Genomic DNA, 25579 nt, shown 5'->3' with positions numbered 1-25579 from the left:
TTAAAAATCTGAACAAGATAAAAAAAATCCCAACTTCTCAGCTGGGATTATTAAATTTTTTTATTCTGGATCGTTCATTTTAAAAGTATCCATAAAGGCCGTGGTATAATCTCCCGCCACATAACGCGGATCATCCATTAGTTGTCTATGAAACGGAATGGTGGTTTTAACACCTTCTATTACAAATTCATCTAAGGCTCTTTTCATTTTATTAATGGCCTCTTGACGCGTTTGAGCCGTTGTAATCAGCTTGGCAATCATAGAGTCATAATTGGGCGGAATGGAATATCCGGAATAAACGTGTGTGTCCAAACGAACTCCGTGTCCTCCGGGGGTGTGTAAAGTGGTGATTTTTCCCGGCGAAGGGCGAAAATCGTTATATGGATCTTCCGCATTGATACGGCATTCTATGGCGTGTAATTGTGGTAGATAATTTTTACCCGAAATTGGCACTCCGGCAGCTACAAGAATTTGTTCCCGAATTAAATCGTAATCAATGACTTGTTCTGTAATAGGGTGTTCTACTTGGATTCGCGTATTCATTTCCATGAAATAGAAATTACGGTGTTTGTCTACCAAAAATTCCACGGTTCCAGCACCTTCGTATTTAATATATTCGGCAGCTTTCACTGCAGCGGCTCCCATTTTATCGCGCAATTCATCAGTCATAAAAGGAGAGGGAGTTTCCTCGGTCAGTTTTTGGTGACGACGTTGTACAGAACAATCTCTTTCTGATAAATGACAGGCTTTTCCATAAGCATCCCCAACAACCTGTATTTCGATGTGGCGTGGCTCTTCAATTAATTTCTCGAGGTACATTCCGTCGTTTCCAAAAGCCGCAGCAGACTCTTGACGAGCGCCTTCCCATGCTTTAAGCAAATCTTCTTCTTTCCATACGGCACGCATTCCTTTTCCGCCACCACCAGCGGTTGCTTTTAGCATGACAGGATAACCCATTTCTTTAGAAAGTTGTTGTGCTTGCTCGAATGATTCCAAAAGCCCTTCCGAACCTGGCACACAAGGAACGCCAGCGGCTTTCATCGTAGCTTTTGCAGAAGCTTTATCTCCCATTCTATCAATCATTTCAGGGGAAGCGCCTATGAATTTGATTCCGTGCTCTTGGCAAATTTTTGAAAATTTAGCATTTTCCGAAAGGAATCCATAACCTGGATGGATGGCATCTGCATTGGTGATTTCTGCAGCAGCTATGATATTTGACATTTTTAAGTAGGACAAATTACTCGGCGGTGGACCTATACAAACGGCTTCGTCAGCAAATTTAACGTGCAAACTTTCGGCATCAGCAGTAGAATAAACTGCAACGGTTTTAATTCCCATTTCTCTACAAGTACGAATGATACGAAGTGCGATTTCTCCTCTATTTGCAATTAGTATTTTTTTAAACATCTTTTTAAAATTTTAAATTTTGTAACCTAAATTTTGAATTATTTTAAATGATGAAATCCATCATTCAAAATTTACGATTAAAATTTTTATGATGGATCTACTAAAAATAAGGGTTGGTCATATTCTACCGGTGACATGTCGTCAACCAATATTTTGATAATTTTACCGGAAACTTCCGATTCGATTTCATTAAATAATTTCATTGCTTCAATAACACAAAGCACATCTCCTTTTGCTATTGTACTTCCAACTTCTGTAAACATGGGTTTATCTGGAGATGGTTTTCTGTAGAATGTTCCAATAATAGGGGATTTTATGGTAATGTATTTTGATGTTTCATCGGCAACAGGTATTGCCGATGTTGAAGCTTCTACAGCTATTTGCTGGGGAGCTACGGCTTGTTGCAATACATTTTGGGCAGGCATTTGCTGTACATAAGTAACATCAGATGCATTGCCTTCAAGAGTAGTTCTAATGGTAATTTTAACATCCCCTGTTTCTAATTTTACTTCTGCAACTCCTGAATTTGCTACAAATTTAATTAGATTTTGAATTTCTTTTAAATCCATGATTATTTGTTTTTAGTTTATTGTTTGTTGTATGCCCACTTTAAATAAATGGATCCCCAAGTAAATCCACCACCAAAGGCGGCGAATATAAGATTATCTCCTTTTTTAAATTTATTTTCGAAATCACTTAATAACAATGGCAAAGTAGCCGAAGTAGTATTACCGTATTTGTGAATGTTAATCAAAACTTTGTCTTCGTCCACTTCCATTCTACTGGCTGTGGCATCAATAATTCTTTTGTTGGCTTGATGCGCAATTAACCAATTCACATCTTCTTTAGTAAGGTTATTCCTTTTCATTATCTGTTCGCTAACATCTGCCATCCCCATAACTGCATATTTAAATACCGTTTTCCCGTCCTGATAAATATAGTGTTGTCCGTTTTCTACCGTTTCTTTCGAGGGTGGAAGGATGGAACCTCCTGCATCAATTTTTAGATAATCACGGCCTATCCCGTCGCTTTTCAATATTTCATCCTGCAACCCTAAACCTTCATAGTTAGGTTCGAACAAAGCTGCTCCGGCTCCGTCTCCAAAAATAATACATGTAGCTCTATCAGTATAGTCAATTATTGACGACATTTTATCAGCACCAATTAATAATACTTTTTTATATCTTCCTGATTGCACATAAGCTGCTGCAGTAGACATACCATATAAAAACCCAGAACATGCCGCTTGTAAGTCAAATCCAAAGGCATTTGTAGCTCCAATTTGTGTGGCAACATAAACCGCCGTTGACGCAACAGGCATATCTGGCGTTGCAGTAGCAACGATTACTAAATCTATTTCTAAGGGGTTAATTGAACCTCTTTTTATCAAGTCTTGCGCTGCCTTAATGGCTAAAAAAGAAGTCCCAAGTCGATCGCCTTTGAGCACCCTTCTCTCTTTGATTCCTGTACGGGAAGTTATCCATTCATCGTTGGTTTCAACCATGGTTTCGAGAGCTTTGTTTGTAAGAACGAAATCTGGGACATAACCTCCAACAGCGGTTATTGCGGCAGTAATTGTATTCATAAGTTTTTAAAATTTTCTAATCGCAACGTTGTGGCGAATAGAGGCGGAAATTACAAAAAAAATCTAAACCAAATTATTTTAGATCTGCTTATTTATATAAAATTAAAAACAACAAAAAAACTCCCACAATGGTGAGAGTTTCCGTATAATCTATCGAAAAGTATTAAGCAAGAGCTACTATTGATTTGTCAATAACAACTTGTCCTCTGTAATACATTTTACCTTCATGCCAGTAAGCTCTGTGGTATAAATGAGCTTCCCCAGTTATTGGACAGGTTGCAATTTGAGCTACCGTAGCTTTATAATGAGTTCTTCTCTTATCTCTTCTTGTTTTCGAGATTTTTCTTTTAGGATGTGCCATTTTACTATATTATTTATCCGTTAATAGTTTCTTTAATTTGTCCCAACGCGGGTCGGTATTTTCTTCTTGTTTTATTTCTTTTTTCTGTTCTTTGACAGTCAACTCATTCAGTTTATCAAGAACTGGGGTTTTTAAACTCCCGTCTTTGATTCCCGGATGCACTCTTTTTAGCGGAATAGAAAGAACAATCATTTCGTAAATATATTGTGATATATCTATTTGATATTCGCCATGGGGCAATATTAACAACTCGTCGTTATCATTATTGAATTCTTCGCCAAAATTAACTATCAACTTGATTTTCCCTTTAACAGGCAAGTCAAACATTTCGTTTGTTGTATCACATGACACATAAACGGAGCCTTTATGACTAAGATTAAGCTCCATCATGGTGCTTTTCTTTTCTAAAACTACATTTACTTTGATATTTGAACTTTCAAATTCGTCATATTCAAAGTTTTCAAAGAACCCCTTACTTACTTGATATTCAAACTGGTGTTTTCCTAACTTTAATCCTACAAAAGGAATTAAATATTCATTTAACTGCTTCATTTCAACAACAATTTTTCCGAATGATTCGGGAGCGCAAAGATATAAAATTATTAGATAATCAAAAGTGTTGACCGTATTTTTTTATCTATTATTTTTTTCTTCCGGCTTTTCCTTGATTTTCATTGGGTTACGACTAATTTCCTCATATTCATTTCTGGAATTAAAAATGTCAATCGCTAAATATACCGCTTCCTTAAATGAATTATAGTCTGCCTTATTCTTCCCGGCAATCTCATAAGCCGTTCCGTGATCTGGAGAAGTTCTAATTTTATTTAATCCCGCAGTATAGTTGACGCCTTTCCCAAAAGACAACGTTTTAAAAGGAATTAACCCTTGATCATGATAGCTCGCAATTACAGCATCGTATTTTTCATATTGATTGCTCCCAAAAAAACCATCCGCAGCAAAAGGACCGTAAACCAATGTCCCTTTATCGAATATTTTTTTTATGGTTGGTTTTATTATCTGCTCGTCTTCTTTACCAATAACCCCGTTGTCCCCTGCATGAGGATTCAACCCTAAAACTGCTATTTTCGGCTTGTTTATGCCAAAATCCTGAATTAACGATTTTCTAATTGTTTCAATTTTTTGAATGATTAAAGTTTCGCTCAGCTGTTTTGCAACTTCGTTTACCGGAATATGATCCGTCAATAATCCTACTCTCAAATTATCCTGAACCATAAGCATTAAAGCATTACCTTCTAATTCTTGGTCTAAATAATCTGTGTGCCCAGGAAATTTAAATTCTTCAGACTGAATGTTGTATTTGTTTATGGGTGCCGTAACCAATACGTCAATCAAACCCTCCTTAAGGGCTTTTGTAGCGGCCACAAATGATTTTATGGCATATTTACCCACAATATCATCATTTACTCCAAAATTCAAATCGACCCCTTCTCTCCAAACATTTAAAACATTTATTTTCCCCGAAATTACTTGGTCTAACCGATCAATTCCATGCAGTAGCGAGGTAGATTCAAAAGTTTTTTTTACTAAAGACAAGGCCTTCACGTTCGCAAAAATCACTGGCGTACACAGTTCTAACATTCGGGCATCTTCGAACGTTTTTAACACCACTTCGCTTCCAATACCGTTTAAATCTCCGATTGAAATTCCAACAATTATATTTTCTGCATTTTTCACCATGACTTCAAGTTATTTATTGCTAATTTTGAGGTGCAAATTTAGTAAAATAAAACAAGAATGTTTACAGGTATTATAGAAACACTTGGCACCATCCAAGAAATTAAAAAAGAAAATGCTAACCTTCATATTTCGGTAAGCTCGTCAATTACCGATGATCTTAAAATAGATCAAAGCGTGGCCCATAATGGCATTTGTTTGACTGTTGTGGCAATTGAAGATCATAAATATACTGTTACTGCCATTAACGAGACGATAGAAAAAACGAATATTTCCAGTTGGAAAACAGGAGATCTACTAAATTTAGAAAGAGCGATGAAGCTTGGAGAACGGCTTGACGGACATATTGTTCAAGGTCATGTGGATCAAATTGGGGTATGTAAATCTATCTCCGAAACTGATGGCAGCTGGTATTACACCTTTGAGTATGATGAAAAATTTAACAACATTACCATCGAAAAAGGGTCTATTACAATAAACGGGGTCAGCTTAACGGTGGTTAATTCAAAGAAAAATGAATTTAGCGTTGCCATTATTCCTTATACTTATGAGCATACCAATTTTAAAAATTTCGAAATTGGCACAAAAATAAATCTAGAATTTGATGTTATAGGAAAATATGTGAGTCGGCTATATTCATTGAAACAATAAAAAAACTCCGATTCACATCGGAGTTTTTGTTTTTAATTTGAATTCGTAAATTTTATAAAGTCCAAATAACATCGCCATAATCAACAGCCCCAACCAATCGCCATCTATTGGCAAACCTGGCGGAGGTGGCGTTCCCGGCGGAGGTGGTTCTTTTGGTGCTGCATAAGCAGAGGCACTAATAAAAACCAAGACGCTTAGAATTTTATTTATGGATATTCTCATAGTTTGTAAAAGTAAATAAAAAATCTTTTTATCAAAATTTTTTTTGTAAAATTTAAACAAAGCGCAAACATACAATTTAAATCTAAAAAACAACACATTAATAGGTTATATTAATGTAAAGTTGAGCACTTTAGCTTCTACAATCGATGAAAAATTCAAAATTATCTTTTTGAATTTTTCAAAAAAAAAGACTTTCATTATAAAAGTCTTTTGTGGTCCCACTTGGAATCGAACCAAGCACCTACTGATTATGAGTCAGTTGCTCTAACCGAATGAGCTATAGGACCAATTATGAGGTTGCAATATTACCACTATTTTTAATTTTTCGCAACTATTTTTCAATTTGATTGCCAGAATAAAAGATCGTTAATCCATTAGATCCCCCAAATTATTGATTTTTATTGCTTTGAGTATTGTTTTTTAAGTACAACCCATTTTATATTATTTCTTGGCACAACTCGATTAAAACCCCGTTTGTGGATTTTGGATGCAGAAAAGCGACCAATTTATTGTCAGCTCCTCTTTTTGGGATTTCATTAAGCACTATAAATCCTTCCTTTTTTAATCTTTCGATTTCCAATACAATATCCTGTACGTCAAAGGCAATGTGATGAATGCCCTCGCCTTTTTTTTCGATGAATTTAGCTATGGAACTTTCCGGATTTGTAGCTTCTAGAAGTTCAATTTTATTAGGGCCATTCCTAAAAAAAGACGTTTTAACGCCCTCGCTGACCACTTCTTCCTGTTTGTATGCTGGCGCGCCAAATAGTTTTTCGAAAAGAAGGTTGGACGCTTCTATATCTTTAACGGCGATTCCTATGTGTTCTATTTTTCTCATTTATTAAAAATTTTGGCGCAAAGACGCAAAGCCACAAAGGCACATATTTTTTGTAAATATATGTAAAATTAAGAGTTCAATATCGCTATTATCAAAGTGTTAAATTAAGTTGTAATTTTTTGAAAGGGTTAAACTTTGCGTCTTTGCGTCTTTGTGGCTCTAAAAAAATCGTATTTTTGCAAAATGGAAACAAATAGACAGAAAAAAATAGGCGGAGTTATCCAAAAAGATTTGGTTGATATTCTGCAAGGTGAAGTGAGAAAAAACGGAATTTCAAATTTGATAATTTCGGTATCCAAAGTTAGCGTTACTACTGATTTATCCGTGGCGACGGTGCATTTAAGCATATTCCCCCAAGAAAAAGCAGTAGAAACATTGGCGGCCATAAAAACAAATTCTAAGTTAATCAAGCACGATTTATCGCAACGCGTGCGCCTGCAATTGCGAAAAGTGCCTAACTTGACTTTTTTTATTGATGACTCGTTAGACTACATTGAAAAAATAAATACTGCCTTGTCTAACCGAGAAAATCCTATTGAGAATCGCGATCTTTTAGAAAAAAGGAAACATATTTAAATTGAACTTCTCCCTTTACATCGCTAAACGATACATTTTTAGCCGAAGCAAAAATAATGCGATTAACATTATTACCCGAATTGCCTCTGCAGGAATTGTCATTGGAGCGATGTCCTTGTTTGTGGTTTTGTCCGTCTTTAGCGGATTAAAAGAATTCAGTTTATCGTTTAGCAATAATTTCGATCCCGATTTGAAAGTTACTGCTCTAAAAGGGAAATCTATTTCAATCTCTGAGGAACAGCAACGAAAATTACTAAAATTAGAAGGCGTTTTTGCCCAAAGCAAAATCATTGAAGAACGGGTGCTGTTTATGTTTGACGGCAAAGAGGAAGTCGCAGCAATAAAGGGCGTTGACAGCATTTACAGTAAAGTAAACGACGTTAAAAAAAACATTTTTAATGGGTTATGGCTCAAGCCAAATACCTATCAAGTAGTAGTGGGTTACGGAATTTCAGAAAAATTGTCTTTGGGATTGTTCGATTTCAACAACAAGCTAGAAGTTTTTGTTCCTAAACCAGGAAAAGGAGCAATCGAAAATCCAGAGGAAGCCTTTAACAAAACTTCTATTATTCCTGTTGGAATTTACGCCATTAGCGAAGATTTAGATTCTAAATATGTCTTTGCTGATTTAGGATTGGCTCAAGAATTGTTGGAATACAAACCCAATCAGGTTTCGGGAATTGAAATCAAACTCAAACCGAATGCCGACGAAGAGCATATAAAAACAGCACTTCAAGAAATTTTCAACAATACTGTAATTGTAAAAAACAGGGCGCAACTCAACGACAGCCTATACAAAATGCTAAACACCGAGAATACAGCAGTTTACCTGATATTTACCCTTGTCATTATCCTTACTCTATTTACGCTTGCCGGCGCCATTATCATGATGATTCTGGACAAAAAAGGAAACCTGAAAACTTTATACAATCTAGGTACCGAAGTTAAAGATTTACGGAAAATTTTCCTGCTTCAAGGCACCTTGCTAACTGTTTTTGGAGGTCTAATAGGACTTGTCCTGGGAACAATAATTGTCCTTATCCAGCAGCATTTTCAAATTATAATGATTACGCAAACCCTAGCTTACCCTGTGGTTTTCAGTATTAAAAATGTGTTGCTGGTTTTGGCTACTATCTTTTCTTTAGGATTAATTGCTTCTTGGATTGCGAGCAGTCGGGTGAGTAAGAAGTTGTTGGATTAGGAATTTAACCAACCTGATAATTAGAATAAACTTCCTGAATTTCGTCTAGAGCTTTAAAAAGTCCTTCGGGATTATCAATGGTAACTAATTTTTGTCGGTGTTCTTTAAAAGAGTGAATTCCTTTAAAATAATTAGAATAATGAGGGCGGGTTTCTACAATCCCAAGTCGTTCCCCTTTCCATTGCATTGCCCATGTTAAATGGTTTCGTACGGCTTCTACTCTATCGGCAACGCTTGGTTTTTGTAAATGTTCGCCTGTTTTAAAATAATGTTTAATTTCATTAAAAATCCAAGGATAACCGATGGCGGCACGGCCTATCATGATTCCGTCAATGCCGTACTCGTTTTTATAATGCAATGCTTTTTCGGGCGAATCGATATCGCCGTTCCCAAAAATAGGCATCATGATTCTAGGATTATTTTTTACCCGGGCAATATGCGACCAGTCGGAATGGCCTTTGTACATTTGGGCACGGGTTCTGGCGTGAATGCTCAAAGCGGCAACGCCAATGTCTTGTAAACGCTCCGCAACCTCATCAATATTAATGGAATTATCGTCCCAACCCAATCGCGTTTTTACCGTTACGGGCAGATGCGTGCTATCGATAACGGCTTGTGTTAAACGAATCATTAAATCGACATCTTTGAGAACTCCCGCGCCAGCTCCTTTGCAAACGACTTTCTTAACAGGACAACCAAAATTAATATCAATTATATCCGGATTTACGGTGGAAACTATTTTGGATGATAATGCCATCGCTTCTTCGTCGCCGCCAAAAATCTGGATTCCAACGGGACGTTCATAATCGAAAATATCTAATTTCATTCGGCTTTTAATGGCATCACGAATTAATCCTTCTGAGGAAATGAATTCCGAATACATCAAATCGGCACCGTGCATTTTGCACAATCTACGAAATGGCGGATCGCTCACGTCTTCCATGGGCGCAAGAAGTAAAGGAAAATCAGGAAGTTCTATGTTGCCAATTTTTATCAAGGGGAATGTTTTTTTTTGCAAAAATAGGAAAGATTTTCGATAGATGATTCGCGATTGCTGATTTCGGATTTCACAACATCTGAAATCAGCATTCGTGAATCTGAAATCTTCAATGAAAAATTACCTATATTTGCAGATTAATTGAGTTTGCGTGAGGGATAGAAGCGGCATCCTTTTGTGGAGCGAAAGCGGAACAAAAGATAGAGCGAATAGCCCGACCCGGAGTTTTTACGAAGGGTCACGCCAAAAAAATAGACATAAACAAAGAATGAAAAACATACGGAATTTCTGCATTATTGCACACATCGACCACGGAAAAAGCACGCTTGCCGATAGACTTCTAGGAGCAACCCAAACCGTTACTGCCCGGGAAGAAAAGGCGCAATTGCTGGACAATATGGATTTGGAACGCGAGCGTGGCATTACCATAAAAAGTCACGCCATCCAGATGGAGTACAAATATAAAGGCGAGGAATACATCCTGAATTTGATTGATACGCCGGGTCACGTCGATTTTTCGTATGAGGTTTCCCGTTCGATTGCCGCTTGCGAAGGAGCGCTTTTGATTGTGGATGCAGCGCAAAGCATCCAGGCACAAACGATATCCAATTTGTATCTGGCATTAGAAAACGACTTGGAAATCATTCCGGTATTGAACAAAGTCGATTTGCCCAGTGCCAATCCGGAAGAAGTTAGCGACGACATTGTTGATTTATTGGGTTGTAAATTGGAAGATATTATTCACGCTTCGGGAAAAACGGGTTTGGGTGTCGAAAATATTTTGGCGGCCATTATCGAAAGAATTCCTCCTCCAAAAGGCAACGTTGACGAACCGTTGCAGGCATTGATTTTCGATTCCCATTACAATCCGTTTCGTGGAATTGAGGTTATTTTCCGTGTAAAAAATGGGCAAATCAAGAAAGGGCAAAAGATTAAGTTCATGGCAACTGGCAATGAATATTTTGCCGATGAAATTGGCACCTTAAAATTGAACCAAGTTCCGAAACAAGTGATTTCGGCAGGAGATGTTGGGTATTTGATTTCGGGCATAAAGGAGGCAAAAGAAGTAAAAGTAGGAGATACGCTGACGGATGCCAAGAATCCAACAACAAACATCATACACGGTTTTGAAGATGTGAAGCCCATGGTTTTTGCGGGAATTTATCCTGTGGATACCGAAGATTATGAAGAGTTGCGAAACTCGATGGAAAAATTGCAATTGAACGATGCTTCCTTGGTGTTTTTACCGGAAAGTTCGGCAGCATTAGGGTTTGGTTTCCGTTGCGGATTCTTGGGAATGTTGCACATGGAAATTATCCAAGAACGTTTGGAAAGAGAGTTCAATATGACCGTGATTACTACCGTTCCCAACGTTTCGTATTTGGCTTACACCAAGAAACACCCAGAAACGCCATTGGTGGTAAACAATCCTTCGGATTTGCCGGAACCCTCTCGTTTAGATCATGTTGAAGAGCCTTTTATAAAAGCAACGATCATCACCAAATCCGATTATGTTGGAAATGTCATGAGTTTGTGTATCGAAAAACGAGGGTTGATTACCAATCAAACCTACTTGACGACCGAACGTGTGGAATTGACCTTTGACATGCCGTTGGCAGAGATTGTATTCGATTTTTATGACCGTTTGAAAACCGTTTCTAAAGGATATGCTTCCTTTGATTATTCCCCAATTGGAATGCGAACTTCTAATTTGGTAAAAGTAGATATCCTATTAAATGGAACTATTGTAGATGCTTTGTCTTCCTTGATGCATGCCGATAATGCGTATTCTATTGGTAAAAAAATGTGCGAAAAACTGAAAGAATTGATACCGCGTCAGCAGTTTGACATTCCTGTTCAAGCGGCGATTGGCGTGAAAGTGATTTCGCGTGAAACGATTAAAGCCTTACGGAAAGATGTAACTGCCAAATGTTATGGTGGCGATATTTCTCGTAAACGTAAATTATTGGAAAAACAGAAAAAAGGTAAAAAACGTATGAGATTAGTTGGAAATGTTGAGATTCCGCAAGAAGCATTTATGGCGGTATTGAAATTGAATGATTAAAGCCCCTAACCCCAAGGGGAAATTAGGATAAAGAAAAAAGAGAATAGATTATAGAAAAACCTGACGATGTTAAAATTGTCAGGTTTTTAGTTTTTAGTTCCCCCTTTGGGGCTTAGGGGGCTTATTTATCCTTCAACCAATCAAACAACCGTTTCGCGTCTTCCAATTTAAACAATTGGGTTCCCTCATTCATGGTTGCTGCCGATCCGCAAGCCACGCCCCAACGAATGACTTCTTTCAGGCTTTTGTTTTGGGAAAGTGCCCAAACCATTCCGCCTACCATACTGTCACCCGCGCCTACGGTACTTTTTTTGGCCACATTGGGAGCTGGAACAAACTCATAATTGTCTTTAGTTACCAAAACGGCACCTTGCGGCCCGAGGGAAACCACAACAATTTCGGCCCCGCCCTTGGTAATGATTTGCTTTGCAGCTTCGTTTACTTCTTCCAGTTCCAATCGCTCCACACCTATTAATTTTGCCAGTTCTCCAACATTGGGTTTGATCATATAAACACCAATTTCTAATGCTTTTTTTAGCGCTTCGCCCGAAGTATCCACGATTAATTTAGCGTTAGATTTTTTAGCGATTTCTGCAATTTTTTGATAAAAATCTACCGGTAGTCCTTCATTCAAACTGCCACTGGCTACAATGAATTTCGGTCTCAAATTGGTTACGGTCTCCAATACTTTAGCGCTTTCTTCTGCTGAAATGACTCCGCCGGTAAATCCAAATCGGTATTGCGAATTCGTGTTGTCATCCACCGCCACAAAACTTTCTCTTGTCCAAGTCTGTATTTCGATGGCTTTGTATACTATTGATTCCTTGGTTACGAGTTCTTCGAGCATTTTACCTATTGGCCCTCCAGAAGTAAAGACCGCTAAAGAGGTTCCGCCCAATCGGGAAATCGCCTTAGAGACGTTGATTCCTCCACCTCCAGCATCAAAACGTGGTTCGTCACAACGGATTTTTTGTTCCGGTACTAAACCCCTAAAGTGCGTGCTTTTATCTAAGGCCGGATTAACGGTAATGGTAACTATGTCAAATGATTTCATTAGGTATGTTTTACAAATCTAAAGATGCGATAAAATTCGGGGAAAACGGTATAATTCTTGGCAAAAATTTCTTCGTATATTTACAGCCTTAAAACTTTTAAAACTAAAAAGAACGAAGAGAACCTTTCGTTTCCTCAATAATCATGATAGAAGATAAATCACCACAACGCACGAGCATAGCTCAACTGGGAGAATTTGGACTTATAGACCATTTAACATCAAACTTTACCATCAACCAACCTTCAACTTTGAAAGGAATTGGGGACGATGCAGCCGTTTTGGATTTCAGAGACAAAAAAGTGGTCGTTTCCACTGATTTGTTAATTGAAGGTGTCCATTTTGATTTGGCTTATGTCCCTTTGAAGCATTTGGGTTACAAGGCAGTCGTGGTTAATATTTCTGATATTTGTGCCATGAATGCTAAAGCAACACAAATCACGGTTTCTATAGCCGTTTCCAATCGTTTCCCGTTAGAGGCTTTGGATGAATTGTTTGCAGGAATTACCCTTGCCGCCAATGAATATAAAGTGGACGTGATAGGAGGCGACACCACTTCATCCCAAAAAGGATTGATTATTTCGATTACCGCCATTGGCGAAGCCGACGAAGATGAAATCGTGTATAGAAATGGTGCCAAACAAACGGATTTATTAGTGGTAAGCGGAGATATAGGTGCTGCTTATATGGGTTTACAAGTTTTGGAACGGGAGAAACAGGTTTTTCAGGTCAACCCAAATTCGCAGCCCGATTTGGATGCCTATACCTATTTAATTGAACGTCAACTGAAACCAGAAGCCAGAAAAGATGTACGCACTTTATTGCACGCTTTGGAAATCAAACCGACTTCCATGATTGATATTTCGGACGGATTGTCATCGGAAATTATGCATTTGTGCAAGCAATCGGGCGTGGGATGCAACTTGTATGAAGACAAACTACCATTAGATCCGCAATTAATTAATGTTTGCGAGGAATTTGACATCGATTCCACAACCGTGGCCATTAACGGTGGCGAAGATTATGAATTGTTGTTCACCATTCCTATAGATGATTTTGACAAAATAAAAGGGAATCCAAATTTCACAATTATCGGTCACATGACCCAAGAAAGTGAAGGCATTCACCTAGTGACTCGAGCCAATACAAAAATCGCTTTGAAGGCTAGAGGTTGGGATGGTATTAGCGAAAATTAGGATTTGATTTCATACAATATCCAACGCATAAAACCAGTAATTTTTGATCTTTTCATCAAAAGAAAAATATTTTATGTAAATTTGAATGTTGCTTTTTGAATTGAATTTCAATTGTACCCAACACAAAAGCAGCACAAATAGTATTAAAAACCAATACAAATCCTCTTGCTTCCTCTTCCTATGAAGATTATGCTGGAATAAGCAATATGAAAGACCAGTTTTACCAATACATACAAAACCTCCAAGATCAAATTTGCAAAGGATTAGAAGCGGTCGACGGTCGGGCTAAATTCCGTGAAGACCTTTGGGAACGCCCCGAAGGAGGTGGCGGAAGAACCCGCGTGATAGAAAACGGAACAGTTTTCGAAAAAGGAGGTGTCAATATTTCGGCAGTTCACGGAAAATTGCCCGAAGCCATGCAAAAATTATTCAACGTAGGTGAAGCCGATTTTTTTGCTTGCGGATTAAGTTTGGTTTTGCATCCAAAAAATCCAATGGTGCCGACGGTTCACGCCAATTGGCGCTATTTCGAAATGTATGATGAGAACAAAAATGTGATTCAGCAATGGTTTGGTGGCGGGCAGGATTTAACACCCTATTATTTGTTTGAAGAAGATGCCATTCATTTTCACCAAACTTGCAAAACAGCTTGCAACAAAGACAATCCCGAGTTTTATCCAAAATACAAAAAACAATGTGATGCCTATTTTTGGAACTCGCATCGCAATGAAGCCCGAGGCATTGGAGGGTTGTTTTTCGATTATTGCAAAGCTACGGATGCGATGAGTATGCAGGATTGGTACAACTTTGTAACCGAAGTTGGTGATAGTTTTCTGGAAGCCTACGTTCCAATAGTTGAAAAAAGAAAAGACCTTTCATACACTGCCGAAAACAGAACTTGGCAGGAAATCCGTCGAGGACGTTATGTAGAGTTCAATTTGGTTCATGACAAAGGCACGTTGTTTGGATTAAAAACCAACGGAAGAATTGAAAGTATCTTGATGAGTTTACCCCCACACGTGCAGTGGGTTTACGACCATCATCCTGAAAAAGGAAGCGAAGAAGAAAAATTATTGAAAGTTTTAGAAAAACCAATTGATTGGCTTTAAAGCTCCAACGGAGCGCCATATTTATAAATAAAAAATTTATCGAGGCTATGATAACAAAAGAGAGCGAAAAAATGTTTTATGAATATGAAGAAATTCTTAAAAAGAATGGTATTGTAAATGTAAAAGACCTTTTGGATGATGAGTATATAATTGAACCTAAAAGTGAATATAATTTTTATAGAAATGAAAATTGCATCATATTATACTTAGTAAAAAGTGAGAGTAGAAGAAAATTGACTGTAGGTTATAATCTTAACAATTGGGTAAGAAGTGCTTTGTTTAATAAGAAGCAATTATTGGAGTTGTCTGTTTCTGTAAGTAAATATGGAGATAACTATGCTTATTTTATTAACGAAGATAAATCTATAGGATTTGCTATAGGTTGGAATTTTTCTCACAAAACTCCTAATATTCCTATTAATAGTTATAATGCCGCAAGAATATCTTATAATATTTTTAAGAGAATATTAGAAGGAGAAATATTTACCGTTGGTATTGTAGAATCTGATATTCATAAGGACTTGTTTGACAATACCAATACTAAATTTAGTATATCAGTTGATGATCTAAAAATAGAGCAATATCCAAATAAACGCGAAGATGAATCAATAAATGATTTGCCTTTTTAATATAAAATAGTTGTGAATTTAATACACATAACATATTGCTCTACCGGAGCTCATAAACAGATTAATAAATATAACGCTCCTACGGAGCTTGAAAAAATAAAATTATGTTCCCATTACACAGAGGTAGAAGATTAAGAACGAACGAATCCATCAGAAGTTTAGTTCGCGAAACCACATTAAGTCCAAGTGATTTTATGTTTCCCATGTTTATTGCAGAAGGCGAAAATATACAAGTGGAAATTGCTTCCATGCCAGGAATATTTCGTCGTTCCATTGATTTGACCGTCAAAGAAGTTATTGAATTATTTGATTTAGGTATTCGTGCTGTAAATATTTATGTAAAAGTCGGCGAAAATCTAAAAGACAATACTGGAAAAGAAGCTTGGAATAAAGATGGACTAATGCAAAACACTATTCGTGCCATCAAAACCTCTTGCCCGGAAATGATTGTAATGCCTGACGTAGCATTGGACCCGTATTCTATTTATGGCCATGACGGAATCATTGAAAGAGGAGATGTTGCTAACGATGCGACTAACGAAGCACTGGTAAAAATGGCCGTTTCTCATGCCCAAGCCGGAGCCGATTTTGTGGCGCCAAGTGACATGATGGACGGTCGTGTACTGCGTTTGCGCCAAGGATTGGATGCAGCTGGATTTCAAAATGTGTGTATCATGAGTTATTCTGCTAAATACGCTTCCGCATTTTACGGACCGTTCCGTGATGCCTTAGACAGCGCTCCGGTTGATTCTACTGAAATCCCAAAAGACAAAAAAACGTACCAAATGGATTATGCCAATCGCATCGAGGCTATCAAAGAAGCCTTATGGGACGTGGAAGAAGGTGCTGATATGGTTATGGTAAAACCAGGAATTGCGTATTTAGACATTGTTCGTGAAGTTAAAAATGCCGTGAACGTTCCTGTAACTGTTTTTCATGTTTCTGGCGAATATGCCATGATAAAGGCCGCTGCCGAAAGAGGCTGGCTAGACCATGACAAAATTATGATGGAACAATTAATGTGTATCAAACGAGCAGGAGCCAGTTTGATTTCGACTTATTTTGCCAAAGAGGCTGCAATACTTTTGAAGAAATAGGCATGAAAAAACAGTTATTCCTATTGTTAATTTTATTGACCTTGTCTTGTAAAAAAGAATCTGCTGAATCTTTTGGAAAACCCGATGAGAACGTATCTGAAGTTCAAAAACCGGAAGATTTAGGAAAAAGCATTTTTGAAGGGAAAGGAAATTGTATTGCCTGTCACCAAGTAGCGCAAAAAGTGGTAGGGCCAAGTTTACAGGAAATTGCAAAAATCTACAAAGATAAAAATGCAAATATGGTTCAATTCCTTAAAGGCGAGGGAGAACCAATTGTAGATCCCGCACAATATGAAGTGATGAAAGCAAATTTTGTCATCACTAAAACCATGTCCGATGAAGAGTTGAAAGCTCTAGAAATTTATGTATATTCTCACTTAAAATAAGGATACATCCGAAATATAGAATATGAACGTCTACAGATTTTTTTGTAGACGTTCTTTTTTTGACAACTTCTAGGAATAAATTATTTACTTTTATAAAATGGAAACTGCCTTATTCAAAACTTCTTTAGGAATTGCCGAAATTATTGGAGACGAAAACGGAATTTCAAAAATTTCCATTTCCGATGAAGGAGAAGTCTCTGAAACCATACCAGCAGTTTTAGTCGAAGCCATTTCCCAACTTCAAGATTATTTTGAAGGAAAAAGAACTCGTTTTGATTTCAAAATCAATCCAAAAGGAACCGAATTTCAACAAAAAGTATGGAAAGGATTATTAGAAATTCCTTTCGGGAAAACGATGTCTTATTTAGAATTATCAAAAAAATTAGGTGATGTCAAGGCCATTCGGGCTGTGGCTTCCGCCAATGGGAAAAACCCGCTGTGGATAGTGGTTCCGTGTCACAGAATCATTGGAACAGACGGTTCGCTTACAGGATACGCGGGTGGTTTATGGAGAAAAAAATGGTTGCTCGAGCACGAAAACCCAGTAACCCAGCAAAGTTTGTTTTAAAATTGAATCCTTAGACCGCTTAGATTTATTAGATTTGTAGAAAGTCTGAATCAATAAGAAGTCTAAAAGCTAAATTATGATAGAAAAAATTCGCCTAGAAAACATCCTATTTCTTGATATAGAAACTGTTCCCGATGTAGCCGATTTCAATACCTTAGATGCCGAAATGAAGGAACTTTGGGAACACAAAACCCAATACCAACGCAAAGACGAATATACTCCAGAAGATTTTTATGACCGCGCCGGAATTTGGGCAGAATTTGGCAAAATCATTTGCATCTCAGTAGGCTATTTCATCATTAAAGGGGATGTCAGAAATTTTAGGGTGACTTCATTTTTTGGGGAGGAAAAGAAAATATTGAACGACTTTAATAATTTGCTGAACAATCACTTCAATCAGCCGCATCATGTTTTGTGCGGTCATAATGCCAAGGAATTTGATATTCCATTCCTCGCCCGGCGCATGATAATCAATCAAATTGCGATTCCAAATAAGTTGAATCTTTTTGGCAAAAAACCTTGGGAAATCCCACATTTGGACACGTTAGAATTATGGAAATTTGGCGATTACAAGCATTTTACTTCTTTAAAATTGATGTGTAAAGTACTCGGAATTCCATCCCCAAAAGGAGACATCGACGGTAGCCAGGTAGGTCACGTTTTTTATGTAGATAAAGACATTGATCGCATTGTTACCTATTGTGAAAAAGATACGATTGCTGTGGCACAAATTTTCCTTCGCTTGCGTCGAGAAGATTTGTTGATTGAGGACGAGATTATTCACGTGTAAGGATTCATTATTGCAATTGTTATTGATTTATTACATTTACAAAAATTATAATTATGGTATTGAGTAGATTTTGGTTGGCTATTTTTATTTCTTCAATTGCATTTGTGATTTTCAGTTTGTTTTCTGGTAACAGCTACACGATTGACAATGTTTTAAACGGAAAAAAAGACGATCCTATTTTAATTTCAGAAAAATATATGGGTCGGATTCCTGTTTTTATAAAAGACAGCATCAATAAATCGAAAGAAAAAACCTTTGTTATCAATAGAGATACACTAAATGCCGATACTACTTATGTGTATAAAAATAAAGTAGTTAAAATTTTTAGTGGAGTTCAAAAATCAGATGGGTTGTTGCCAACTTGCAAAAGTACATTACTTGATTTAATCATTCCGTTGATTGCTTATTTGGCTTTTTTCTGTGGATTGATGGAGCTTCTAATCATTTCCGGAGCATCTGAAAAACTAGCAAAAGTATTGAGTCCGGTATTCGTAAAAGTGTTTCCAAGTATTCCTCAAAATCACCCGTCGATTTCCTATATGACCTTGAACTTTGCTGCCAATTTCTTAGGATTGGATTCGGCCGCGACACCATTTGGATTAAAAGCTATGGAAAGTTTGCAAGAACTGAATACCGACAAAGATCGAGCGAGTGATGCGCAAATTATGTTTATGTGTTTGCATGCTTCGGGACTTACCTTAATAGCAACTTCTATAATTGGCTATCGTGCTGCTGCCAATGCCAGCAATCCAGCTGATGTGATGTTGCCTTGCATTATTACCTCTTTTATTGGTACAATTGCTGCTTTTCTTATCGTTGGAATTAAACAAAAAATTAATTTCAAAAGTGCGTCTTTAGTAGTTACATTAATGGCGTTAATTACTGCAATTGTTGGTTTGTTGATGTATGTAAACCATTTGGATTTAATTGGTAAAAACTATTTTACAGCTAATCTTTCCGCTTTGATATTGGTAGGAATTATTATTTTCACTTTGATCTTTTCCTTTATTAAAGAGAAAAAATTTGCTGAGGCCAATACTACTGTTTATGAAGCCTTTGTAGTTGGAGCCAATAATGGCGTAAAAACTGGAGTTACCATTTTTCCTTATGTTTTGGGAATGTTGGTTGCCATATCTTTATTCAGAAACAGTGGTTTGTTTGAAATTATTAGCAATTGGATTGCTTTTGCTTTTTCTAATATGGGCGTAAGCAAAGAAATCACCGATGCTTTACCGGTAGCATTACTAAGACCCTTTAGTTCTGCGGGTTCACGAGGGTTTTTGATAGATTCGATGAATACTTTTGGTGCCGATTCCTTAACGGGAAGGTTGAGTAGTATTTTTCAATGCAGTGCCGAAAGCACCTTTTATGTAATTGCGGTTTACTTTGGTTCAATTAATATAAAAAATACACGTTACGCTTTAGGAACGATGCTTGTAGTTGACTTTATTTGTGTAATTACGGCTATTTTTGTGGCGACTTGGTTTTTTTAAAATAAATAACACCAGACTTCTGTTAATTAGTGCGGGCAAGCCGATGACTTTTTGACATCTAATTTTAAATCATTCTAAAGCATAAGTTGATATAAATCAGGTTTAGTTCTTTTGACAATTCTTATATTTGGCATTCTTTAAAAAACCTCATATTATGGAATTTATATACCAGGATCCTTATCCAATTTTAAAAGACGATACCCAATACCGAAAAATTACTTCTGACTACGTAACCTTAGAAAAATTAGGAGACAGAGAGATTTTAACAATTAATCCAAAAGGATTGGAATTGTTATCGCAAGAAGCTTTGAAAGACGTTTCGTTTATGTTGCGGACTGCACATTTAGCTAAGCTAAGAGTTATTCTTGACGATCCGGAAGCAACCGACAATGACCGTTTTGTAGCCTATAATTTATTGCAAAATGCAGTTGTGGCAATTGATGGGGAATTACCTTCTTGTCAGGACACCGGAACAGCGATTGTTATGGCCAAAAAAGGCGAAAATGTATATACAGGCGTTGATGATGCTGAATGGATTTCGAAAGGGATTTTTAACACCTATCAAGAAAGAAATCTTCGTTACTCTCAAATTGTTCCGATTAGCATGTTTGAAGAAAAAAATTCAGGTTCTAATCTTCCGGCACAAATTGATATTTATGCCAAAAAAGGAGCTACTTATGAATTTTTGTTTTTAGCAAAAGGTGGAGGTTCTGCCAATAAAACGTATTTATACCAACAAACGAAATCTTTATTGAATGAAAAATCAATGGATGCTTTCATTCGTGCCAAAATAATGGATTTGGGAACTTCGGCTTGTCCGCCGTATCACTTGGCTTTAGTGATTGGAGGAACTTCAGCGGAAGCGAATTTGGCAGCGGTCAAAAAAGCATCTGCGGGTTATTTTGATAATTTACCCACTTCTGGAAATATGGCAGGTCAGGCTTTCCGTGATTTGGAGTGGGAAAAACGAGTGCAATTAATTTGCCAGGAAAGTCATGTCGGAGCGCAATTTGGAGGAAAATATTTCACCCATGATGTTCGTGTAATTCGTCTACCACGTCATGCTGCTTCTTGCCCGGTTGGATTAGGAGTTTCCTGTTCTGCCGATAGAAATATTAAAGGTAAAATTACCAAAGACGGAATTTACGTTGAACAATTGGAAGTGAATCCAAAACAGTTTTTGCCGGAAACGGCGCCACATTTGGAACCAGCAGTCGAAATTGATTTGAATCAACCAATGGCTGATATTCTTAAAAAATTATCCCAATATCCAATCAAAACGCGTTTGAAATTAAACGGAACTTTGATTGTAGCTCGTGATATCGCTCACGCTAAAATTAAAGAATTATTGGATGCGGGTAAATCAATGCCAGAATACTTCAAAAATCATCCAGTATATTATGCAGGGCCAGCTAAAACACCGGAAGGAATGGCTTCTGGAAGTTTTGGACCAACAACTGCCGGTAGAATGGATGTGTATGTGGATGAATTCCAAAAACATGCCGGTAGCATGGTGATGTTGGCCAAAGGAAATAGAACCAAAGAAGTGAAAGAGGCTTGCCAAAAATATGGAGGTTTCTATCTAGGTTCCATAGGCGGACCAGCGGCAATTTTAGCCAAAGAGAATATCGTTTCAGTTGAGGTTGTCGATTTTGAAGAATTAGGCATGGAAGCGGTGCGTAAAATCACGGTTAAAGATTTCCCTGCATTCATCATTACCGATGATAAAGGGAATGATTTTTTTGAGAATTTGTAGTTTTTAACCGCAAAGACGCAAAGTCAAACGCGAAGTTCGCAAAGATATATAATGAAAAAGACCGTTTATTCTTGATGAGTAAGCGGTCTTTTTATTTCATAAGTTTTTCTTTAATCAATCACCATTTCCGGAATTTCTCCTTCAATAATTAAATCGGCTTCGGTAGAAGCAATAATGTGTTCCACGGAAACTCCCGGTGCTCGTTCCAGAAGTTTAAAACCTTTTGGAGTTACTTCGAGAACGGCAAGTTCGGTTACGACTTTTTTTACGCAGTTCACGCCTGTTAATGGCAAAGTACATTTTTTAAGAATTTTGCTTTCTCCAGCTTTGTTGACGTGCATCATAGCCACAATAATGTTTTCGGCCGAAGCGACTAAATCCATTGCACCGCCCATTCCTTTGACCATTTTTCCAGGAATTTTCCAGTTGGCAATATCACCGTTTTCGGCAACTTCCATGGCGCCAAGAATTGTCAAATCGACGTGTTGCCCTCGAATCATTCCGAAACTTAAAGCGGAATCAAAAAAAGAAGCACCCGGTAAAGTGGTGATGGTTTGTTTTCCGGCATTGATTAAATCCGCATCTTCTTCTCCTTCAAACGGGAAAGGCCCCATTCCCAGGACGCCGTTTTCACTTTGAAATTCCACGTCAATTCCTTCTGGAATATAATTGGCTACTAAAGTTGGAATTCCGATGCCTAGGTTTACAAAAAAACCATCTTTCAATTCCTGAGCAATGCGTTTCGCTATTCCTATTTTATCCAATGCCATGATTAGTCTTTTTTCTAGTTGTCCGTTGCTCAATCCTCTTTTCGTATTTCTCGCCCTGAAAAATGCGTTGCACCAGTATTCCAGGAACATGAATTTGGTTGGGGTCGAGTGTTCCGGCTTCTACCAATTCTTCGACTTCAGCGATGGTGATTTTGGCGGCACCAGCCATGCAGGGATTGAAATTTCGGGCAGTTCCTTTGAAGATGAGGTTTCCCGCAGTATCACCTTTCCAGGCTTTCACGATGGCAAAATCGGCTTTGAAGGCCAATTCCATCACGTGCATTTTTCCGTTGAATTCCCGGGTTTCTTTGCCAATGGCGACTTCGGTTCCGAAACCTGCAGGGGTAAAAAAAGCGGGGATTCCGGCTTGAGCAGCTCGGCAACGTTCGGCCAAAGTTCCTTGAGGAATGAGTTCTACCTCGAGTTCTCCAGAAAGCATTTGGCGTTCGAACTCCACATTTTCACCCACATAGGAAGAAACCATTTTTTTGATTTGTTTTTTTTGCAGGAGCAATCCAAGACCAAAGCCATCGACTCCGGCGTTGTTAGAAATGCAGGTGAGGTTGTTGGTTTCTTTTTTTACCAGTTCGGCAATGGAGTTTTCCGGAATGCCGCACAATCCGAAACCGCCGAACATAAGGGTCATTCCGTTTTCGATTCCTTGAAGTGCATCTTGGACGGCATTTACTTTTTTGTTTATCATGATTCCGTTTTTTAGCCCAGATGGCAGCGATATCCTTTTTCCACGCTTTTTTGCGTGGGAAAAGATTTAGCGAACAGCTGGAAATAGCTCCTTATTTTAAATCCAAAAACAGATTACTTCATTCTTCGCAATGACAATTACAAGGCAAATTCATCGGTGCTTTGCTCGAAATCGGTGGTGTCTTTTACGGGTGTCCAACAATCTACCTTTATGGAAAGATTGGCTGGCCTTTCGAAATCTTTTTTAGAGACATTGAGTGTTGTATCACCATAACATTTTTTCATAAATATACCCCAGATAGGCAGGGCAGCAGTCGCTCCCTGTCCGTAAGTAATTCCCTTGAAACGTGAGGAACGATCTTCACAACCCACCCAGACTCCAGTTACTAAATTAGGAACCATTCCCATAAACCAACCATCAGATTGGTTTTGTGTAGTCCCTGTTTTTCCCGCAATTGGATTAGTGAAAGAGTATGGATAACCTGTCCAACGATTATCGCCGTCACCGCCACCTTCAGTTCTCAGTCTTGAACCGGAACCTCCTTCGGTAACACCTTCCAATAATTTGATTACAGCAAAAGCGATATCTTTATTAAGCACATCGTGAGATTCTGGAATAGGCTCATAAATTACGACTCCATTCTTATCTTCTATTCGAGTAATAAATTGGGGTTTCATGTAAACACCCTCGTTAGCAAAGGTGCTGTAAGCGGCAACCATATCCTGAACGGTAATTTCTACAGCGCCCAAAGCAATGGATGGCTGTACGGGAATTTCTGATTTCACACCTAATTTATGGGTTAATTCGACTACGGCTTCCGGACCCACTTTGTCAATTAGTTTTGCCGAAATGGTGTTGATGGAATTTGCTAGAGCTTTTTTCAAGGTGACCATTCCGCGGTATTTATTGTCGGAATTTTTAGGCTCCCAATCTTCGGTGACATGATGACGTCCTTTGTGAATCATAAACGGGCTGTCGATAATGGAATCGCAAGGTGACATGTTCAATTGTTCGATTGCGGTAGCGTAGACAAACGGCTTGAAGGTGGACCCCACTTGTCTGGCGCCTTGACCTACATGATCGTATTGAAAATATTTGTAATTGATTCCGCCAACCCACGCTTTTACATGACCTGTCTGTGGTTCCATGGCCATTAAGCCCGATTGTAGGAAACCTTTGTAATACCTAATGGAATCTGTTGGGGTCATTATAGTGTCCTTATCTCCTTTCCATGTGAAGACGGTCATTTTTGTTTTAATCCCGAATGATTTTATAATATCTTCATCACTCATATCCTGCGCTTTTAAAGTACTCCATCGGGCAGACGATTTCATGGCTCTTCTCAACAAGCTATTGGTCTCATCTGTAGAAATGTTTACGAATGGTGCATTTTTACTATTTTTATGCTGATTGTCAAGCTCTTGCTGTAGATTTTTCAGATGATCTGTCACCGCTTCTTCGGCATACAATTGCATTCTGGAATCAATTGTCGTATAAATTTTTAAACCATCTTTGTAAATGTCATATTCGGATCCATCGGATTTTTTATTGTCTTTTACCCAATTTTTCATAAATTCTCTTAAATATTCCCTGAAATAAGTGGCAATTCCTTCCTTGTGGCTTTCGGGTTGGAAGTGCAATACGATAGGTTTATTTTCTAAAGATTCTTTAGCGGATTCTTCCAAAAAACCATTTTTTACCATTTGACCCAAAACCACATTTCTTCTTGATCTCACTTTTTCTAATCGGCGTACGGGATTGAATAGCGAAGGATTTTTTAGCATTCCAATCAGCATGGCACCTTCTTCGATAGATAAATCACGGGGTTCTTTCCCAAAATAAACCTTTGCCGCCGAACGAATTCCAACAGCAGTATTCACAAAATCGGCCTTGTTTAAGTACATGGCAATGATTTCATTTTTAGTATATTGTCGTTCTAAACGAATGGCGATAATCCACTCTTTAGCTTTTTGGACAATCCTAAAAAGGAAAAATTTGGATCCTTCCCCATGAAATAATAATTTTGCCAATTGTTGTGTCAATGTACTTGCGCCACCACTGGTACCTAAGCTCAAAACAGCTCTCATAGTCCCTCTTCCATCAATTCCCGAATGCTCATAAAAACGTTCATCTTCAGTAGCAACTAAGGCATCAACTAGATGTTTGGGCAAATCAGCATATTTTATAGGCGTTCTGTTTTCATTATAAAATTTACCAATGGTTACTCCGTCAGTTGAAATGACTTCGGTGGCCAAATTGGAATCCGGATTTTCCAGATCTTCAAAGGAAGGCATAGAACCCAAAAGCCCCAAGGAAGCCATGATGAAAAACAAAATAATCCCTCCAAAACTATAAAAGAAGATTTTCCAGAATTTCCTTTTATAATAATTGATATCTTTAATTTGGTCGTTTTTTTTTGTAGTAGCCATAATG

26 protein-coding genes and 1 tRNA gene are annotated in these 25579 nt (G+C 37.8%); 13 read left to right on the top strand and 14 right to left on the bottom strand.

All coding sequences use genetic code 11. From position 1 onward, the window contains the following. Positions 1 to 60: 60 nt before the first annotated feature. From accC to pdxA, 6 genes are all read right to left on the bottom strand, one after another. Positions 61 to 1407: an acetyl-CoA carboxylase biotin carboxylase subunit gene (gene accC / locus DB895_RS10730; protein WP_116725364.1), complete on the bottom strand. Its 1347-nt coding sequence runs from the start codon at positions 1405 to 1407 to the stop codon at positions 61 to 63. Positions 1408 to 1493: 86 nt separating this feature from the next. After that, positions 1494 to 1976 (bottom strand): acetyl-CoA carboxylase biotin carboxyl carrier protein, encoded by a 483-nt coding sequence (gene accB / locus DB895_RS10725; RefSeq protein ID WP_116725363.1) that lies wholly within the window; start codon positions 1974 to 1976, stop codon positions 1494 to 1496. Between the two features lie 17 nt (positions 1977 to 1993). Then, positions 1994 to 2992: a beta-ketoacyl-ACP synthase III gene (locus DB895_RS10720; protein ID WP_116725362.1), complete on the bottom strand. Its 999-nt coding sequence runs from the start codon at positions 2990 to 2992 to the stop codon at positions 1994 to 1996. Positions 2993 to 3155: 163 nt separating this feature from the next. Next, complete coding sequence (rpmF, locus tag DB895_RS10715) at positions 3156 to 3353, bottom strand: 50S ribosomal protein L32 (RefSeq protein ID WP_116725361.1); 198 nt, start codon at positions 3351 to 3353, stop codon at positions 3156 to 3158. A gap of 9 nt (positions 3354 to 3362) precedes the next feature. Beyond that, positions 3363 to 3905 (bottom strand): YceD family protein, encoded by a 543-nt coding sequence (locus DB895_RS10710; protein ID WP_116725360.1) that lies wholly within the window; start codon positions 3903 to 3905, stop codon positions 3363 to 3365. A gap of 81 nt (positions 3906 to 3986) precedes the next feature. Beyond that, positions 3987 to 5051 (bottom strand): 4-hydroxythreonine-4-phosphate dehydrogenase PdxA, encoded by a 1065-nt coding sequence (gene pdxA / locus DB895_RS10705; RefSeq protein ID WP_116725359.1) that lies wholly within the window; start codon positions 5049 to 5051, stop codon positions 3987 to 3989. 57 nt (positions 5052 to 5108) lie between these two features. On the opposite strand from pdxA, the gene DB895_RS10700 reads away from it, so the two are divergent. Beyond that, a complete protein-coding gene (locus DB895_RS10700; RefSeq protein ID WP_116725358.1) occupies positions 5109 to 5699 on the top strand; it encodes a riboflavin synthase in 591 nt (196 codons plus the stop codon). 12 nt (positions 5700 to 5711) lie between these two features. On the opposite strand, the gene DB895_RS10695 is transcribed toward DB895_RS10700, so the two are convergent. The 3 genes from DB895_RS10695 to mce form a co-directional block, all read right to left on the bottom strand. Beyond that, complete coding sequence (locus tag DB895_RS10695) at positions 5712 to 5921, bottom strand: hypothetical protein (RefSeq protein WP_243694665.1); 210 nt, start codon at positions 5919 to 5921, stop codon at positions 5712 to 5714. A gap of 213 nt (positions 5922 to 6134) precedes the next feature. Next, positions 6135 to 6208: transfer RNA gene (locus tag DB895_RS10690), tRNA-Ile, on the bottom strand. 149 nt (positions 6209 to 6357) lie between these two features. Then, on the bottom strand, positions 6358 to 6759 hold the full coding sequence (gene mce / locus DB895_RS10685; RefSeq protein ID WP_116725357.1) for a methylmalonyl-CoA epimerase: 402 nt from the start codon (positions 6757 to 6759) through the stop codon (positions 6358 to 6360). A 183-nt stretch (positions 6760 to 6942) separates the two neighbouring features. Between mce and rbfA the strand changes: the two genes are divergently transcribed. Both rbfA and DB895_RS10675 read left to right on the top strand, forming a co-directional pair. After that, positions 6943 to 7335, top strand: a complete 393-nt coding sequence (rbfA, locus tag DB895_RS10680) for a 30S ribosome-binding factor RbfA (protein WP_116725356.1) — start codon at positions 6943 to 6945, stop codon at positions 7333 to 7335. Between the two features lies 1 nt (position 7336). Further along, positions 7337 to 8536 (top strand): ABC transporter permease, encoded by a 1200-nt coding sequence (locus DB895_RS10675; RefSeq protein ID WP_116725355.1) that lies wholly within the window; start codon positions 7337 to 7339, stop codon positions 8534 to 8536. Positions 8537 to 8540: 4 nt separating this feature from the next. On the opposite strand, the gene dusB is transcribed toward DB895_RS10675, so the two are convergent. Then, positions 8541 to 9533 carry a tRNA dihydrouridine synthase DusB gene (gene dusB, locus DB895_RS10670; RefSeq protein ID WP_116725354.1) on the bottom strand — a complete coding sequence of 331 codons (993 nt, stop codon included), beginning with the start codon at positions 9531 to 9533 and terminating at the stop codon, positions 8541 to 8543. 268 nt (positions 9534 to 9801) lie between these two features. Here dusB and lepA point away from each other — a divergent pair, with 268 nt between their 5' ends. Continuing rightward, positions 9802 to 11598 carry a translation elongation factor 4 gene (lepA, locus tag DB895_RS10665; RefSeq protein WP_116725383.1) on the top strand — a complete coding sequence of 599 codons (1797 nt, stop codon included), beginning with the start codon at positions 9802 to 9804 and terminating at the stop codon, positions 11596 to 11598. A 121-nt stretch (positions 11599 to 11719) separates the two neighbouring features. Here the strand turns inward: lepA and DB895_RS10660 are convergent, their stop codons facing one another. After that, positions 11720 to 12652: a 1-phosphofructokinase family hexose kinase gene (locus tag DB895_RS10660; protein WP_116725353.1), complete on the bottom strand. Its 933-nt coding sequence runs from the start codon at positions 12650 to 12652 to the stop codon at positions 11720 to 11722. Between the two features lie 143 nt (positions 12653 to 12795). Here DB895_RS10660 and thiL point away from each other — a divergent pair, with 143 nt between their 5' ends. From thiL to DB895_RS10615, 9 genes are all read left to right on the top strand, one after another. Continuing rightward, the gene (thiL, locus tag DB895_RS10655; protein ID WP_116725352.1) at positions 12796 to 13845 is read left to right on the top strand and encodes a thiamine-phosphate kinase; all 1050 of its coding nucleotides are present in this window, start codon (positions 12796 to 12798) and stop codon (positions 13843 to 13845) included. Positions 13846 to 14051: 206 nt separating this feature from the next. Further along, a complete protein-coding gene (gene hemF, locus DB895_RS10650) occupies positions 14052 to 14954 on the top strand; it encodes an oxygen-dependent coproporphyrinogen oxidase (protein WP_116725351.1) in 903 nt (300 codons plus the stop codon). Between the two features lie 47 nt (positions 14955 to 15001). Further along, positions 15002 to 15583 carry a hypothetical protein gene (locus tag DB895_RS10645; protein ID WP_133242666.1) on the top strand — a complete coding sequence of 194 codons (582 nt, stop codon included), beginning with the start codon at positions 15002 to 15004 and terminating at the stop codon, positions 15581 to 15583. A gap of 104 nt (positions 15584 to 15687) precedes the next feature. Further along, complete coding sequence (gene hemB, locus DB895_RS10640) at positions 15688 to 16680, top strand: porphobilinogen synthase (RefSeq protein WP_116725349.1); 993 nt, start codon at positions 15688 to 15690, stop codon at positions 16678 to 16680. Positions 16681 to 16682: 2 nt separating this feature from the next. After that, positions 16683 to 17066 (top strand): c-type cytochrome, encoded by a 384-nt coding sequence (locus tag DB895_RS10635; RefSeq protein ID WP_116725348.1) that lies wholly within the window; start codon positions 16683 to 16685, stop codon positions 17064 to 17066. 97 nt (positions 17067 to 17163) lie between these two features. Then, a complete protein-coding gene (locus tag DB895_RS10630) occupies positions 17164 to 17634 on the top strand; it encodes a methylated-DNA--[protein]-cysteine S-methyltransferase (RefSeq protein WP_116725347.1) in 471 nt (156 codons plus the stop codon). Between the two features lie 76 nt (positions 17635 to 17710). After that, positions 17711 to 18424 carry a 3'-5' exonuclease gene (locus tag DB895_RS10625; RefSeq protein WP_116725346.1) on the top strand — a complete coding sequence of 238 codons (714 nt, stop codon included), beginning with the start codon at positions 17711 to 17713 and terminating at the stop codon, positions 18422 to 18424. 53 nt (positions 18425 to 18477) lie between these two features. Then, on the top strand, positions 18478 to 19917 hold the full coding sequence (locus DB895_RS10620) for a nucleoside recognition domain-containing protein (protein ID WP_116725345.1): 1440 nt from the start codon (positions 18478 to 18480) through the stop codon (positions 19915 to 19917). Between the two features lie 154 nt (positions 19918 to 20071). Next, a complete protein-coding gene (locus tag DB895_RS10615; protein WP_116725344.1) occupies positions 20072 to 21673 on the top strand; it encodes a fumarate hydratase in 1602 nt (533 codons plus the stop codon). 110 nt (positions 21674 to 21783) lie between these two features. On the opposite strand, the gene DB895_RS10610 is transcribed toward DB895_RS10615, so the two are convergent. From DB895_RS10610 to DB895_RS10600, 3 genes are all read right to left on the bottom strand, one after another. Continuing rightward, on the bottom strand, positions 21784 to 22443 hold the full coding sequence (locus DB895_RS10610; protein ID WP_116725343.1) for a CoA transferase subunit B: 660 nt from the start codon (positions 22441 to 22443) through the stop codon (positions 21784 to 21786). Then, the gene (locus tag DB895_RS10605; protein WP_116725342.1) at positions 22430 to 23146 is read right to left on the bottom strand and encodes a CoA transferase subunit A; all 717 of its coding nucleotides are present in this window, start codon (positions 23144 to 23146) and stop codon (positions 22430 to 22432) included. The genes DB895_RS10610 and DB895_RS10605 overlap by 14 nt, the downstream gene beginning before the upstream one ends. A 137-nt stretch (positions 23147 to 23283) precedes the next feature. After that, positions 23284 to 25575: a penicillin-binding protein 1A gene (locus DB895_RS10600; RefSeq protein WP_116725341.1), complete on the bottom strand. Its 2292-nt coding sequence runs from the start codon at positions 25573 to 25575 to the stop codon at positions 23284 to 23286. Between the last annotated feature and the right edge of the window lie 4 nt (positions 25576 to 25579).

The organism is Flavobacterium psychrotolerans (assembly GCF_003097635.1).
In the GTDB taxonomy this organism is placed as follows: domain Bacteria; phylum Bacteroidota; class Bacteroidia; order Flavobacteriales; family Flavobacteriaceae; genus Flavobacterium; species Flavobacterium psychrotolerans.
This window is presented reverse-complemented; position numbering and strand designations above follow the sequence as displayed.